The 13603-nt window shown below is 70.8% G+C and carries 12 protein-coding genes, 1 tRNA gene, 1 other RNA gene and 2 pseudogenes; 14 read left to right on the top strand and 2 right to left on the bottom strand.

Translation table 11 applies throughout. From position 1 onward, the window contains the following. Window positions 1-334 precede the first annotated feature (334 nt). Window positions 335-419, bottom strand: a tRNA-Ser gene (locus GV126_RS17035). Window positions 420-491: 72 nt separating this feature from the next. Here GV126_RS17035 and ffs point away from each other — a divergent pair. From ffs to GV126_RS17020, 3 genes and pseudogenes are all read left to right on the top strand, one after another. Beyond that, window positions 492-590: signal recognition particle sRNA small type (gene ffs, locus GV126_RS17030), an RNA gene on the top strand. Between the two features lie 118 nt (window positions 591-708). Next, window positions 709-2184 (top strand): annotated as a pseudogene (locus tag GV126_RS17025) (DNA polymerase III subunit gamma and tau); the annotation flags it as partial. Between the two features lie 37 nt (window positions 2185-2221). Next, window positions 2222-2725: pseudogene (locus tag GV126_RS17020) on the top strand (Fpg/Nei family DNA glycosylase); the annotation flags it as partial. Window positions 2726-2762: 37 nt separating this feature from the next. Here GV126_RS17020 and GV126_RS17015 read toward each other — a convergent pair. Further along, on the bottom strand, window positions 2763-4001 hold the full coding sequence (locus GV126_RS17015; RefSeq protein WP_159667469.1) for a GNAT family N-acetyltransferase: 1239 nt from the start codon (window positions 3999-4001) through the stop codon (window positions 2763-2765). A gap of 254 nt (window positions 4002-4255) precedes the next feature. Here GV126_RS17015 and GV126_RS17010 point away from each other — a divergent pair, with 254 nt between their 5' ends. The 11 genes from GV126_RS17010 (at window position 4256) to GV126_RS16960 (ending at window position 13595) form a co-directional block, all read left to right on the top strand. Then, the gene (locus GV126_RS17010; protein ID WP_159667466.1) at window positions 4256-5434 is read left to right on the top strand and encodes a PP2C family protein-serine/threonine phosphatase; all 1179 of its coding nucleotides are present in this window, start codon (window positions 4256-4258) and stop codon (window positions 5432-5434) included. 183 nt (window positions 5435-5617) lie between these two features. Beyond that, window positions 5618-5944 (top strand): hypothetical protein, encoded by a 327-nt coding sequence (locus GV126_RS17005; protein WP_028422016.1) that lies wholly within the window; start codon window positions 5618-5620, stop codon window positions 5942-5944. A gap of 153 nt (window positions 5945-6097) precedes the next feature. Further along, window positions 6098-6412, top strand: a complete 315-nt coding sequence (locus GV126_RS17000; protein ID WP_159673640.1) for a pore-forming ESAT-6 family protein — start codon at window positions 6098-6100, stop codon at window positions 6410-6412. 49 nt (window positions 6413-6461) lie between these two features. Then, window positions 6462-6869, top strand: a complete 408-nt coding sequence (locus GV126_RS16995; protein WP_185946690.1) for a DUF6507 family protein — start codon at window positions 6462-6464, stop codon at window positions 6867-6869. A gap of 5 nt (window positions 6870-6874) precedes the next feature. After that, complete coding sequence (locus GV126_RS16990; protein ID WP_159673819.1) at window positions 6875-9526, top strand: ADP-ribosyltransferase; 2652 nt, start codon at window positions 6875-6877, stop codon at window positions 9524-9526. Next, window positions 9504-9974 carry a hypothetical protein gene (locus GV126_RS16985; protein WP_236570029.1) on the top strand — a complete coding sequence of 157 codons (471 nt, stop codon included), beginning with the start codon at window positions 9504-9506 and terminating at the stop codon, window positions 9972-9974. The genes GV126_RS16990 and GV126_RS16985 overlap by 23 nt, the downstream gene beginning before the upstream one ends. A 12-nt stretch (window positions 9975-9986) precedes the next feature. After that, window positions 9987-10751, top strand: coding sequence for a DUF6508 domain-containing protein (locus GV126_RS16980; RefSeq protein WP_159667463.1), 765 nt, complete (start codon window positions 9987-9989; stop codon window positions 10749-10751). Between the two features lie 4 nt (window positions 10752-10755). After that, window positions 10756-11982, top strand: a complete 1227-nt coding sequence (locus GV126_RS16975; RefSeq protein WP_159667460.1) for a DUF6508 domain-containing protein — start codon at window positions 10756-10758, stop codon at window positions 11980-11982. 81 nt (window positions 11983-12063) lie between these two features. Next, window positions 12064-12468, top strand: coding sequence for a hypothetical protein (locus tag GV126_RS16970; protein ID WP_159667457.1), 405 nt, complete (start codon window positions 12064-12066; stop codon window positions 12466-12468). A 106-nt stretch (window positions 12469-12574) separates the two neighbouring features. Beyond that, complete coding sequence (locus GV126_RS16965; protein ID WP_159667454.1) at window positions 12575-13081, top strand: HD domain-containing protein; 507 nt, start codon at window positions 12575-12577, stop codon at window positions 13079-13081. A 196-nt stretch (window positions 13082-13277) separates the two neighbouring features. Beyond that, window positions 13278-13595, top strand: a complete 318-nt coding sequence (locus GV126_RS16960) for a hypothetical protein (protein ID WP_159667451.1) — start codon at window positions 13278-13280, stop codon at window positions 13593-13595. Window positions 13596-13603 lie beyond the last annotated feature (8 nt).

The raw sequence follows: 13603 nt of genomic DNA, 5'->3' as shown, positions 1-13603 counted from the left end.
GCACGGCACCCCGCCACCGCCTGATCCGCGCCCCGCGCCCCGAAGCCGCACCGGAGGAGCCGCCACTCGCCTCCTCCAGAACGACGCCGGCACCCCCTGTGGCGACGACCACACCCTGACACCGGGGCGGCCGGACCGAGCCACCCGCAGACGATCACCGAGCCACCCGCAGACGACCACAGAAGGCCGACCGCAGACGACCACAGAAGGCCGACCGCCACAGCCGCGGTCGGCCTTCTCGCACCACCCTGAGAAGAGCAGGACGCGGTCGACGCAGGGCGGGGGGACAACAGAGAGGCCCGGCCTACGTTTCCGTAGACCGGGCCTCTGCCGGCGGAGGATACGAGATTCGAACTCGTGAGGGGTTGCCCCCAACACGCTTTCCAAGCGTGCGCCCTAGGCCTCTAGGCGAATCCTCCGCCGGAAACATTACATGACGCGGGGGAGTGCTCGCGAACTCGTTCCGGGCCCCCGGCATCGGGTAGTCTTGCGGCAGCCCCTCACGCGGCGCTATCTGACTGAACTCCCCCAGGGCCGGAAGGCAGCAAGGGTAGGTCGGCTCTGGCGGGTGCGTGGGGGGCGCTTGCGTTGCAGGGCCGGGGCCATGGCCCGGGGCCGACGTGCCGGGGCCGGCGTGCGGGGCAGGGGCCGGGGACCGGCGTTCGCGGGCCGGGCCGGTTGTCGGTGGGCGCCTATAACCTCGTATGCGTGTCGTCTCTCGCGCTGTACCGCCGCTACCGCCCGGAGTCCTTTGCCGAGGTCATCGGGCAGGAGCATGTCACCGACCCGTTGCAGCAGGCGCTGCGCAACAACCGGGTCAATCACGCGTACCTGTTCAGCGGTCCGCGCGGGTGCGGCAAGACGACCAGCGCGCGCATCCTCGCCCGCTGCCTGAACTGCGAGAAGGGGCCCACGCCCACACCCTGCGGCGCCTGCGAGTCCTGCCGCGACCTCGCGCGCAACGGACCCGGCTCCATCGACGTCATCGAGATCGACGCCGCCTCGCACGGCGGCGTGGACGACGCCCGCGACCTGCGGGAGAAGGCCTTCTTCGGGCCCGCGCGCAGCCGCTACAAGATCTACATCATCGACGAGGCCCACATGGTCACGTCGGCCGGTTTCAACGCGCTGCTCAAGGTCGTCGAGGAGCCCCCGGAGCACCTGAAGTTCATCTTCGCGACCACCGAGCCCGAGAAGGTCATCGGCACCATCCGCTCGCGGACCCACCACTATCCCTTCCGGCTGGTCCCGCCCGGCACCCTGCGGGACTACCTGGCAGAGGTGTGCCGCAAGGAGGACATCCCGGTCGAGGAAGGCGTCCTCCCGCTGGTCGTGCGGGCCGGCGGCGGGTCCGTGCGTGACTCCATGTCCGTCATGGACCAGCTCCTCGCCGGTGCCGGTGAGGAGGGTGTGACGTACGCCATGGCCACCTCGCTCCTCGGGTACACCGACGGCTCGCTGCTCGACTCCGTCGTGGAGGCCTTCGCCTCCGGGGACGGCGCCGCCGCGTTCGAGGTCGTCGACCGGGTCATCGAGGGCGGCAACGACCCTCGCCGGTTCGTGGCCGACCTGCTGGAGCGGCTGCGCGACCTGGTGATCCTGGCCGCCGCCCCCGACGCCGCCGAGAAGGGCCTCATCGACGCCCCCGCCGACGTGCTGGAGCGCATGCAGGCCCAGGCCCGCTCCTTCGGCGCCGCCGAACTGAGCCGCGCCGCCGACCTCGTCAACGAGGGGCTGACCGAGATGCGCGGCGCCACCTCGCCCCGCCTCCAGCTGGAGCTGATCTGCGCCCGCGTGCTGCTGCCCGCCGCCTACGGCGACGAGCGGTCCGTCATGGCCCGCCTCGACCGGCTGGAGCGGGGCGCGGGCGCCTTCGCGGGCGCGCCCGCCATGGGCTACGTGCCCGGCCCCGAGGCGCACGGAGGAGTCGGCGCGGGCGCCCCGGTTCCGCCCGGCGGCGGGGCCGCCGCCGCCCGGGCCGCGGTACGGGCCGCGGGCGCCACCGGGACGGCCCCGGGCGCCTCCGGCGGCGGTCCGGGCGCTGCGACCGGCGGCCCGGAGGCCGTGGCGCCGGCCCCCGGGCCTGGAGCCACCCCCACAGCGGGCGACCGGTTCCAGACCCGTCCCTTATACACCTCCGACGCTGCCGACGCCCCTTTACGTGTAGATCCCGGGGGTGGGCGGCCCAACTAAAAAAACAAAAACAAGCATGACGTGGACAGGCCCCACCACCTGCGCCCTGATCACCGACGCCGAGAAGCAGGCGATCCACGACCGCCTCGGCCCCGACCCCCTGCGCGCCGACGCCGACCCGGCCGCCGCCCACGCCCGCATCCGCCGCAGCCGCACCTCCATCGCGGCGCTCCTGATGGACCAGAAGGTCATCGCCGGCGTCGGCAACGTCTACCGCGCCGAGGTCCTCTTCCGGCACGGCATCGACCCCTACCGCCCCGGCAAGGACATCACCCCCGCCGAGTGGGACGCCCTGTGGTCCGACCTCGTCGCCCTCATGCGCGAGGGCGTCCGCGCCAACCGCATCGACACCGTCCGCCCCGAACACACCCCCGAGGCGATGGGCCGCCCGCCCCGCGTCGACGACCACGGCGGCGAGGTGTACGTCTACCGCCGGGCGCACCTGCCCTGCCACGTCTGCGGCACCGAGATCCGCACCGCCGACCTGGCCGCCCGCAACCTCTTCTGGTGCCCCACCTGCCAGCGGCGCTGAGCGCACCCGGCGGCACGGTCCACCGGTGCGGAACCCGTCAGAAGCCGTGCGGCAGCCACGGCGCCACCGCCGACCCGAAGGCCACCGACGCCTCCGCCAGCGCCCCGGCCCGCAGCTCCCGCACCCGCCCGGCCGCCGCCAGCGCCGTCAACGGCACCCCGCCGAGGTAGGCCGCGCCCAGCTCCCGCACGGACAACGCCAGGTCCGCCGCGTCGCGGGTCCGCTCGCACGAGGCGCCCTTCGCGTCCCCGCTGAGCCGCCACCGCCCGGCGTTCCACGGGCAGAAGTCGTCCGCGACCTCCACCACCACGTCCACCGGCACCAGGTACGTCCGCGCCGCCAGCGCCGCGCCCACGTCGACCAGCCGCACGTACAGCGCGTCCCGCAGCCGCGGCCGGCACCGCCGGATGTCGGACACCAGGTACTGCCAGGCGTCGTCGACCGGCCGGTCCGACACCGTCAGCGTCGTCATCAGGTCGATGCCGAACAGGAACCGCCACAGCGCCGCCTCGCTCGCCGGATCGAGCGCGGCCAGGTCCTCCAGCCGCACTGTGCCGTCGTGCCCGCTCTCCCCCCAGCCGAGCTTGGTGCGGTACCGGGCGAACCCGGTCACCTCGCCGTCCCGCTCGGCTACCACGCACTGCAGCGCGGAGGCGCCCTCGCGCTCGCTCTCCGGGTCGATCAGCGCGACCCGTTCCCAGCCCGGCTGCCGGGCCAGCATCCCCGGCCGCCCGGGCACCAGCCGCGCGTAGACCGCCTCGCACGCCTCCAGCACATCGGCGGGCGCCGCCCACCGCACCCGTACGCTGTCCGTACCGTCCGGGACGGACAGCGCCACCCGGGCCGTGTCGATCTCGGCGTCGAGCTGGGAGGTCGCGGCGCCGTAGCCGAACCGGCCGTAGATGGCCGGCTCCGAGGCGGTCAGCGCCGCCAGCGGCTCCCCCCAGGACCGTACGTCCTCCAGCTGCCGCCGCATCATCGACGTCAGCACGCCGCGCCGGCGGTGCGTCGGCGCCACACTGACCATGGTGACGCCCGCCGTGGGCACCGACGCGCCACCGGGCACGGTCATCCGGAAGCTGAACGCCCCCGCCGTCCCCACACACACGCCCGCGTCCCACACGCCCAGTGAGCGGTCGAACTCGGTCAGGGAACGATCCAGCTCACGCTCTTCCGGTGAAACCCCGCCGCCGAAGGCGCGGACCAGGTTGTCGAACCACGTGTCCCACTCGTCCCGCCGCAGCACCCTGGGCCCGGCCGCACACTCTGTCGCCATACGGCATGCCTAACAGGGCGACGCGAGCCGGGCCACCGAATTTCCCCGGCCACGACCGGATGGCGTTCCCGGCCACGACCGGGCAGCCTGCCCCGGCCGCCCCGGGGTGCCTGTCCCGGCCGCCACCGGCCGCCTTCCCCCGGCCACGACCGGGCGTCCGCCCGTCGCCTTCCCTGTGAACTCCGGCCTCGGACGGGGGATAAGTCGGACCTCCCGTGCCAAGCGGCGGCCGGGCTGGATAGGGTCCCGAACTGATGGCAGCAGGACGAGAGCGGCGCGCGGCGGCCGAGACGTTCCCGGCCCGGGTCAAGATGCGATGGCACCGGGTCCGCATCACCCTGCGCCGGGCCGCCGTCGACTACTTCCGCGGGGACGGCTCGGACTGGATCGCCCTCGGCGGCCTGCTGCTGACCATCCCGCTGCTGGCGGGCCTGACCCTCGTCGACTCCGTGTGGTTCTCGCCGGTCGCCCTCGTGCTGCCCATCGTCGCGGGCGGCCTGCTGCTGCGCCCGGCGAGCCTGCTCGGCCTGTACGCGGCCGCGGCCACCGCACTGATCGTGGAGTCGGTCAGACTCGGCCCGTACACCGAGGGCCCCTCCCGGGTGACCCCCGGCGTGGTCCTGGTCGTCGCCGCCTGCGGCTTCTTCGGCCTGCTGATCGCCCAGTTCCGCAGCCGGGTCGGCGTGCCCTGGCGGCGCGGCGGCACCATGCTGTTCGACCTGCGCGAACGCATCCGCGTCCAGAGCAAGCTGCCCGCGCTGCCCGCCGGCTGGCACCACGAGATGGCGCTGCGCCCGGCGGGCGGCCAGTCCTTCTCCGGCGACTTCGTCGTCGCCGCCCGCACCAACGGCGGCCGCACCCTGGAGGTCGTCCTCACCGACGTCTCCGGCAAGGGCATGGACGCCGGCTCGCGCGCCCTGCTGCTGTCCGGCGCCTTCGGCGGGCTGCTCGGCAGCCTGCCCCCGCACGCCTTCCTCCCCGCCGCCAACGGCTACCTGCTCCGCCAGGACTGGCAGGAGGGCTTCGCCACCTCCATCCACCTCGTCCTCGACCTGGACTCCGGCGACTACGAGCTGTACTCCGCCGGCCATCCGCCCGGCCTCCAGCTCAGCGCCGGCACCGGCCGCTGGGAGGAGAAGGCCGCCGAGGGCCCCCTGCTCGGGGTGTACGACGGCGCCCAGTTCGACTCGGTCAAGGGCTCCCTGCGCCCCGGCGACGTGCTGATGCTGTTCACCGACGGCCTGGTCGAGACCGCCGACCGCGACATCGCCGAGGGCATCGACCGCCTGACCGGCGAAGCCGACCGCTACGTGGCCGGCGGCTTCCACGGCGCCGCCTGGCACCTCATCGAGGCGGTCGCCAAGGACGTCAACGACGACCGCGCCCTGCTGCTGATCTGCCGCGAGGGGCCGACGGCGGCGGCCCTGCCGTGACGACCGGCCCGTTGGTTCCGGTCGACCGGCGGAGGGGGGCTTGTGATGCATCTGTGTGCATCGCGACCCTGGCCGGCCGGAGCGATGGTTGACTTGCTACAGATAGTGCAGCCATGCCGTGGCCGCGCGAGCGCGCGAACAGCCACGGCCCACGAGTTTGTTGAAGGGGGAGGCGAGTTCGGCGTGAAGTTCGACATGGGTGCGCAGACGCTGTCGACGCTGATGAGGGATTCGCGGGGGTCGAGTGATGATCTGGGGTCGTTGATCCGTCAGTTGGTGGCGGCGGCGGAGCCGTTGGAGGGGAAGTTCAACGGTGCGGGTCGTCAGGCGTTCGATCAGTTCAAGGCGCGGGCGGACGGGATCACGCGTGAGCTGAACTCGTCGTTGGCGGCGATTTTGGGTGGTCAGTCGGGGATGGAGTCGGCGTTCTCCTCGGGTGATCAGGAGCAGGGTGAGAACGCGCGGCAGCAGATGGGTGCGGCGAATTTTGATGCGGCGCGGTTCCGCTGAGGTCGTTCGCTGTTCCGGGTTCCGAGTCGCGGGTTCCGAGTCGCGGGCTCTGAACCCCGGGTGCCGGGTTCCGGGTGAAGGGTCCCGGGTTCGGGTTTCGTTCGTCTGATCGGTCAGTGGCCGTTGGTGGCCTTCTTCGGGGAGTGGTGTGTGATGGCGGGTTCTGGTGCGGATCGTCGGTCGTACGACACGGGTGCGTCGGCGGATGTGCAGGGGAGTCTGCAGTCGGTGATTGCCCGGTTGGAGGAGGTGATCGGGCAGCGGGATCGTCAGGTGAAGGCGGCGATGGCGGACTTCACGGCGGATGGTGTGGCGGATGAGTACCACGGCAAGGAGCAGCGGTGGAACCGGGCGTCGCATGAGGTGCGGAACATCATTCAGTTGGTGAAGTCGACGTTGGAGAAGAACGACTCGACGGCGCAGTCGACGCTGGCGAAGGCGAAGGCGGCGGTGGACAACATCGGCTGAACAGGCTGGTGGGTCCGTGAGGGTTGTGGGTGTTTTCGGGGGTTGACGGGTGTCTGGCTGGGATCTGAAGCCGCAGGGTATTTCGCAGGTGTTGAAGTCGACGGGTGAGTCGGCGTCGCATCTGGAGAAGTATGCGAAGGCGTACGGGGAGCATCTGACGTCGGCGGCGACGCATGCGGGGACGATCTCGGCGGATGCCGGCTCGGGCGGTTCGGGTGGCTCGGGTGAGAAGGCGCAGGGGGGTCTGGTCGCGCTTGCTCTGTCGCAGTACGCGGAGCATGCGTCGAAGGATCTGCAGTGGATCGCGGCGCGGGCGGGGAAGTCGTTGCAGGGTGTGGTGGATGCGACGACGGCGTATCTGCACGGGGATGAGGAGATGGCGGCGGAGGCTCAGCGCAAGACGTTGAGTGCGCCGAAGGTGGACATGCCCGGTGCGGGGAAGAAGGGCCGGCCGTGACCAATCTGATCAATCCGGATGAGATCCCGCAGTACACGGGGAATCTGGAGCTGCTGGAGCAGGATTACGCGGCGCTGAAGGCGGATGCGGGTCATGTCCGGGACACGGGCCGGGATGTCCACAACCGTTTCCAGGGCCTGTCGGCGTATTACACGGCTCCGGAGGCGGAGCAGCTGTTCGCGACGACGAAGCCGGTGAAGGACCGCGCGGACACCTTCGCGGATGGTCTGGAGACCGTGTCTTCGGCGCTGGCGGGGTATGCGACGGAGATCCGCCCACTGGCGAAGAAGCTGGAGGATCTCAAGCGCGAGGCCACGACGTTCGTCGACTCGGTCAAGGACGACCACGACTGGAAGTACGACCACGACAAGGTCGCCCACCACAACCGGATCCGGGACGAGGTCACGAAGACAGTGGCGGCGTTCTGGGCGGCGGAACGCACCTGCCACAACAAGATCACCGCGTTGTGGCACGGCACGCAGATGGTGGCCGGTGACGGCTCGAAGAAGGCCAACCAGTACGGCTTCAACGCGGAGGACCTGAAGAACGCCAAACTCCCCTGGGGCGACCCGGTCGAGGAGAAGCACCACTGGTGGGAGGTCGGCCACTGGGTCAAGTCGTTCGTCTGGGACGGGATCATCGTCGACAGCGTCTGGGGCACGATCAAGGGCCTGGGCACGTTGGTCGGCTTCGGCGGCTGGGACGCGATGGGCCAGGCGTGGAAGGGCCTGGCCCAGCTCGCCACGGGCCTGGTGATCTCGTCGCTTCCGGGGGCGCAGGCGATGTTCTGGGGGCTTCCCGACGACAAGCTCCCCTCCTGGCTGCGTGATTCGCGCAGGGCGATGAAGGAGACGGGCAAGGCGCTGGTGGCGTGGGACGAGTGGGGCAAGAACCCCGCCCGCGCCGCGGGCGCGGTCACCTTCAACGTGGTCACCACCGTCTTCACGGGCGGCGCGGGTGCTGCGGCAGCGGATGCGGGCAAGGCCGGTGCGGTGGCGAAGGCGTTGTCGGTGGCGGGCAAGGCGGGCAAGGTCATCGACCCGATGACGTATGTCGCCAAGGGCGTGGGCGCCGGTCTGTCGAAGATCGGCGACATCGCCAAGGGCCTGAAGGGCATCGGCAAGATCGACATCCCCACTCTCCCGGACAGCGCGGCCCATCTGCCCGAAGGCACGGTCCAACTGACCGACGGGCACCTGATGGACCCGAACGGCAACATCATGTCGTCGAACGGCACCATCGAGACCACGCCGGCGACGCACCAGCCGGCGGCCCCGAAGCTGCCGGACCACTGGACGGTCCAGGGCCATCAGCCGACATACACGGGTGCCCCTCAGACCGCTGGGAGCGGCATTCACGGCGGTATCCCGCACACCGTCAGCAACAGCGGTTACGGGGGGATGCCCACGACGGGCCACGGCATTCACGGTGGAATTCCGCACAGTATGGACGCATCCGTCCATACAGGTCCGACGCACGTCCCGGCCGACGGCATCCACGGTGGGATTCCGCACGGCACGGGCGACCCGATCCCGGCCGGCGGCCACTACGACACGATCGGCCCGGCCTCGTACGACCACACGCCGGTGAGCACGCCCGCGCACGACGCGCCCGTGGGCCCTTCGCACGGCACCTCGCCGGGCGTCCCGCACCTTCCGCACGAGCCCCAGGTTCCCTCACCGCATACCGGTGGGCATGACTTCTCCGGTGGCAGCGGCCACGATCCGAACGCGGCACCCCATGAGACGCCTGGAGGCCACACCGACGGCACCTCCCACGGAGCCGGTCACGACGGCCATGGTGCAGGACACGACGGCGGCCACAGCGCTCACGACGGAGGCCACCACACGGGCCACCCGGACGATGCCGCCCACGCGGGCGACCATCTGGACGGCGGCGACACGGCCGTGGACGTCGCGGCACATCACGGCACCGATGCGCCGGTCGCGCCGGGCCACGAACGCACAGATGTGCCGGGGCACAGCGGGGCGGACGAGCCGTTCGAGTACAAGCCGCACATGTCGGTTGACGACTTCAATCAGTTGTCCACTGATGCGGAGAAGCACGCTGTTGCCACGGCTGAACTGACACACGGGACGAACCCTGCGCCCAGCGTCAGTGACAAGGCGGGCCAGGCGTATGGCGACGCGTACTGGAATGACTTCCTGGACAACCTTGACCCGTCCGGGAGAGAGGCGTTGCATACTTACAGCGATCACTACTACAAGCAAATCAATGGCCATCTTCGGGGTGACTACCCGGATGTGTCCCCTAAGATTTCGCACACCATCGATGAGATGGATCGGGTCATGGGTGATCGGCCCGTGCCGGAAAGCATTATGGTGATTCGCGGTACCGGGATCGATCATCTGAATTTGAAGTCGCCGCTCGAAATGATGGGTAACATCTACGACGACCCCGGTTACACCTCAACGGCGCTTGGCAAGACCGTGCCAGGGCCCTTCAGCTATAAGCCGGTATACATGCACCTTCGAGTGCCGAAGGGTACTCCGGCTCTCTGGATCGACCATGTCTCTGCAAATCCCGGAGAACGGGAACTGCTTCTCGCTCGTGGTACCGAATATAGGGTGACGCGCGTCTTCATGGACCAATCGGGAAAGTGGCACGTCTACGGTGAGGTTCTTCCGAGACCGTAGGCTTCTTATAGGGAACGACATTGAGACAAGGGATGTGGAGTTAGTGAGTAACGAGCGGCCGATCAACCCGCGATTCGACGATGACCTCAGGTTCAGAGAGAAGCCGGGGGGTCCGCCCCGCTACCAGGACCGGACTGAAAAGCCAGTGAGATACTTCTCGGTGGTCGACAAGGAAAACGGCGGGGTCTTGGGGTATGTGTGGGCCGGCGATGAGGACGACGCCGCCGCGTACGAACCACGTCAGGCCGCTGGCCCCAAGGGGGTGAACGAGGGCATGTCCTGGATCATTCGGTTGCGTGATGCGAAATCGCGTGGCCTTCTACCGTCCCAGGCTCTCGCCGAGCTGTACAGCGAACGTGAGCCAGGCGGCAACGGCTGTCCCCTGCCGGGCTCGCTCACCAGCGCCCCGAACGCTGCCGCAGTCGAGGCACTCGCCCAGGCCGACTAGCATCCTCAGCCCATGCCAACCTCAAGGCAGTACATCACCCTCACCATGCCCGACGGTGAAATCGCCGGTTACTTCTGGGCCACCGACACGGACCTCGGGCGGGTTCACCGACCGGCGGGCAGCGGCAGTGCCCACAGAGCAGTGCGGGAACTGTTCAGCAGAATGCAGGACGCTCACCGGCGTGGCTTGGCTCCGGCCGGTGTGCTCGCCCTGTTCAGTCGTGAGCCCGGGGTGGGGCCCGTCACCGAGGCCCCCGATCTGGCCGCGGTCGAGGAGCTGGCCCGGGTCGTCACCCCGGCCGACGACCAGCGCCTTCTCGATCAGCTGGTGCCCGCCGATCACCCGGCGTGGCAGGAGTTGGCCGAGGCCTACGAGGTCCTCACGGACGAGGACCGCGACATCCCTTGGGGCGGTGGCCGGCGGTCGCCCAGTGGCGCGATCCAGATGCCGTACCCGCTCTACGGAAAGCCCCTGAAGCGGGTGGTGGACGCGCTGCGCAGTGTCGGGGCGGTCACTTCCGAGTACCGGTGGATGGGCAACCCGCTTCCCGAGGTCCCGCCCTCCGGGCGGATGGCGCCCGCCGATGCCGTTCGTGCCGCCACCGCCATCGTGCTCGGAGAGCGCTGCTGCGACGGGATGATCGATGACGCGGTGAAGGACGGAACGTTCGATGCCGTGGTCGCCGCGCTCCGCGCCTGGCACGCCGGCGCCCGGACGGCTCGGGACGACAAGAACGACACAGCCGCCGCGCCCCGGGACCGGGTGGGCGAGAACTGATTTCATGCCCAGCCCCCTCCACTACATCACCGTCACCACCCCCGACGGCGAAATCATCGGTTACGCCTGGGGCAGCGCCGATGACGTCGGGTGGGTCCACCGGGCGGCGAGCAGCAGCGACGCCTACCGCGCCGGGGTGGAGTGGTACAGCAGGATCCGGGATGCCCACCGGAGGGGGCTCGCCCCCGCGGGGGTGCTCGCCCCGTTCAGTCGTGAACCCGGGGTGGGGCCCGTCACCGAGGCCCCCGATCTCGCCGCGGTCGAGGAGCTGGCCCGGGTCGTCACCCCGGCCGACGACCAGCGCCTTCTCGATCAGCTCGTACCGGCGCAGCATCCCGCCTGGCGGTGGCTCGCCGAGGCGTTCGACGCGCTGACGGCCGAGGACCGAGAGGTCGTATGGGGCGGTGGGCATATGCTGCCCAGCGGTGCGATCCAGGCGCCGTTCCCGGTGTACAGCAAGCAGGTGGAACGTGTGGTGAGCGCGCTGCACAGCGTAGGTGCCGTCACCGAGGAGTACCGGTGGATGGGGCATCCGCTGCCCACGGTTCCTTCGTCCGGGCACCTGTCACCCGCCGACGCCGTGCGCGCGGCCACCGCCCTCGTGCGCGGCGAACGCTTCTGCAACGGGCTGATCGACGAGGCCCTGCGGGACGGGCTCTTGGATGCCGTCGTCGGGTCGCTGCGCGCGTGGCATGCCGAGCTGGAGGCCGGCGGTTCATCGGCCGCGTACCGTGCCGAAGACCGTCCCGAACACCGCCCCGAAGAGGGCTCTGCCCGCACGGTGCCCGCCGCTGCGGTGCGCCCGTCCGTCGGCGGCGCCCGCGGTGCCCGGCGGGGCCCCGTCCGGTGCAGATACTGCGGAGGGTCCCCCGCCGTCGATGCGGCCTTCCGGGCGCACCGCGGGCTCCTCGTCCTCCTGGGGTTCCGGCGGATGGACGGGCCGGTGTGCAGGACGTGCGGACTGGGACTGCACCGTGCGTTGACCACGCACACCCTCTGCTGGGGCTGGTGGAGCCCGCTCTCGCTCGTCCTCTTCGGCCCGCTGACGCTCGTCCGCAACCTCCTCGCCGTGCGGCGGGTCAAGCGGCTTGCGGAGCCGGGACCCGGGCTGCTCGGACCGCGGTTCGACCCGGGGGTCCCCGTGCACCGGCGGCCCCGGGCGTACGTCGCGCTGGTCCCGCTGGCGTGGCTGCTCTGCCTGATCGGAGCGGCGGTGTTCGGCGGTGGCTGACCCACGCGGCACGACATGGCCCCTGGCCTCCCCGAAGCCCGTCATGCCGGGCATCACGAGAAGACGAGAAAGCCGAACCCCATGAGTCACGAGCAGCCGCAGCCCACCAGCCTCACCGAGCCGATGGCGGTCGTGGAGGCGCCCGGGAACCCGCCGCGCTACAAGCACCGGACGGACAAACCCGTCCGCTACTTCTCCATCGTGGACAAGGAGAGCGGCGCGGTCCTCGGCTACGTCTGGGCCGGTGACGAGGACGACGCTGCCGCCTATGAGTACTGCGTGTCGGGCGGGGCCCGCGCGGCGAACGAGGGCGGCTTCTGGTTCAGCCGGCTGCGCAGTGCCAAGGCGCGCGGCCTGCTGCCCTCCCAGGCCCTCGCCGAACTGGCGGCGGACCAGGACACGGAGGGCAAGGGCCGTCCCCTGCCCGGCTCGCTCGCCGAGGCCCCGAACGCCGACGTGGTCAAGGCTCTGGCCAAGGCCAACTAGAGGTCCATCGATGCATGAACGGGACGCCGCACCCGGGACCCGCACCCCGGGTGTACGGGCACCGTGTCCATGCCCTATGTTGCGGAAGCGAAATAGGGGGATTCGCATGCCGCAGGACAGCCCGCCCGGCGCAGGGCGGACGCAGGCGTCGGCCGGTGGTGCCGCGCAGATGACTCCCGCCGAGGTCGAGGCCGTCGCGCGCGCCGCGCACGAGGGGCAGCAGGACAAGGCCGGGCGGCCGTACGCCGAGCACCTGCGCGCCGTCGCCGAGGGCGTCCGTGCCCGCGGCGGAGGTGACGACCTCGTCGCCGCCGCCTGGCTGCACGACGCCCTGGAGGACGGCGTGCTCGACGCGGACTGGCTCGACGCGGCCCGGCTGCCGCAGCGCACCAAGGACGTCGTACGGGCGGTGACCAAGCGGCCGGGCGAGGAGCCGGAGGCGTACGCGCGCCGGATCCTGGCCACGCCCGGCGCCCGGCTGGTCAAGGCGGCCGACCTCGCGCACAATGCCGATCCGCGCCGGCTCGCCGTCCTGGACGAGCTGACGGCCCGGCGGCTCGCGCGCAAGTACGCCATCATGCGCGGTCTCCTCGGTCTCGGCCCGGACGACTGACGCACGGCCGCGGCACTGCGGGCACGCACGGGGGCGCCCGCCACCGGAGGCCCGGCACGCACGGGCCGGCACGACCCCGCGGGCTCCAGCACCGACCGGCAGCACCGCAGACAGCAGACCAGACCGCAGACAGCGGACCAGACCGCAGACAGCAGACCGCAGACAGTACGCATCTACAGGCAACGGGACGACGGAAATGGCACGGGACTACGACAGCCAGCTGCTCGAGTCGGTGGCGGTGCGCCGGCGCCGGATGCGCGACGCGCTGCTGTTCGGCGCGCAGCGCGGACGGCGCACGGTGGACGAACGGCTCGGCAAGGTCTTCGCCGGCATCGCCATCGCGGCCGTCCTGTGCGCCGGTTGCGTGGGCTGGTCGTTCCTCCAGGCCACCCTGGCCAAGCAGAAGGCCGAGCAGAAGAAGCAGCAGCAACAGCAGGAGCAGTTCTACAACCCGTCCCCGACGGCGAGTACGACGGGCACTCCGTCCTCCGGCGCGGAGAAGGAGGAGCGGTGAAGGCGGTG

Origin of the sequence: Streptomyces mexicanus (assembly GCF_902506575.1) — a bacterium.
In the GTDB taxonomy this organism is placed as follows: domain Bacteria; phylum Actinomycetota; class Actinomycetes; order Streptomycetales; family Streptomycetaceae; genus Streptomyces; species Streptomyces mexicanus.
Note: the sequence above shows the minus strand (reverse complement) of the source record. Positions and strands in the feature narration are given on the sequence as shown.

Excerpts from the sequence above, each read along its gene's own strand:
- GV126_RS16965 (WP_159667454.1), top strand. The coding sequence starts at position 12,575 with ATGCCGCAGGACAGCCCGCCCGGCGCAGGGCGGACGCAGGCGTCGGCC.
- GV126_RS17000 (WP_159673640.1), top strand. The coding sequence starts at position 6,098 with ATGGCGGGTTCTGGTGCGGATCGTCGGTCGTACGACACGGGTGCGTCG.
- GV126_RS16980 (WP_159667463.1), top strand. The coding sequence starts at position 9,987 with ATGCCAACCTCAAGGCAGTACATCACCCTCACCATGCCCGACGGTGAA.
- GV126_RS17015 (WP_159667469.1), bottom strand. The coding sequence starts at position 4,001 with ATGGCGACAGAGTGTGCGGCCGGGCCCAGGGTGCTGCGGCGGGACGAG.
- GV126_RS16975 (WP_159667460.1), top strand. The coding sequence starts at position 10,756 with ATGCCCAGCCCCCTCCACTACATCACCGTCACCACCCCCGACGGCGAA.
- GV126_RS16960 (WP_159667451.1), top strand. The coding sequence starts at position 13,278 with ATGGCACGGGACTACGACAGCCAGCTGCTCGAGTCGGTGGCGGTGCGC.
- GV126_RS17010 (WP_159667466.1), top strand. The coding sequence starts at position 4,256 with ATGGCAGCAGGACGAGAGCGGCGCGCGGCGGCCGAGACGTTCCCGGCC.
- GV126_RS16970 (WP_159667457.1), top strand. The coding sequence starts at position 12,064 with ATGAGTCACGAGCAGCCGCAGCCCACCAGCCTCACCGAGCCGATGGCG.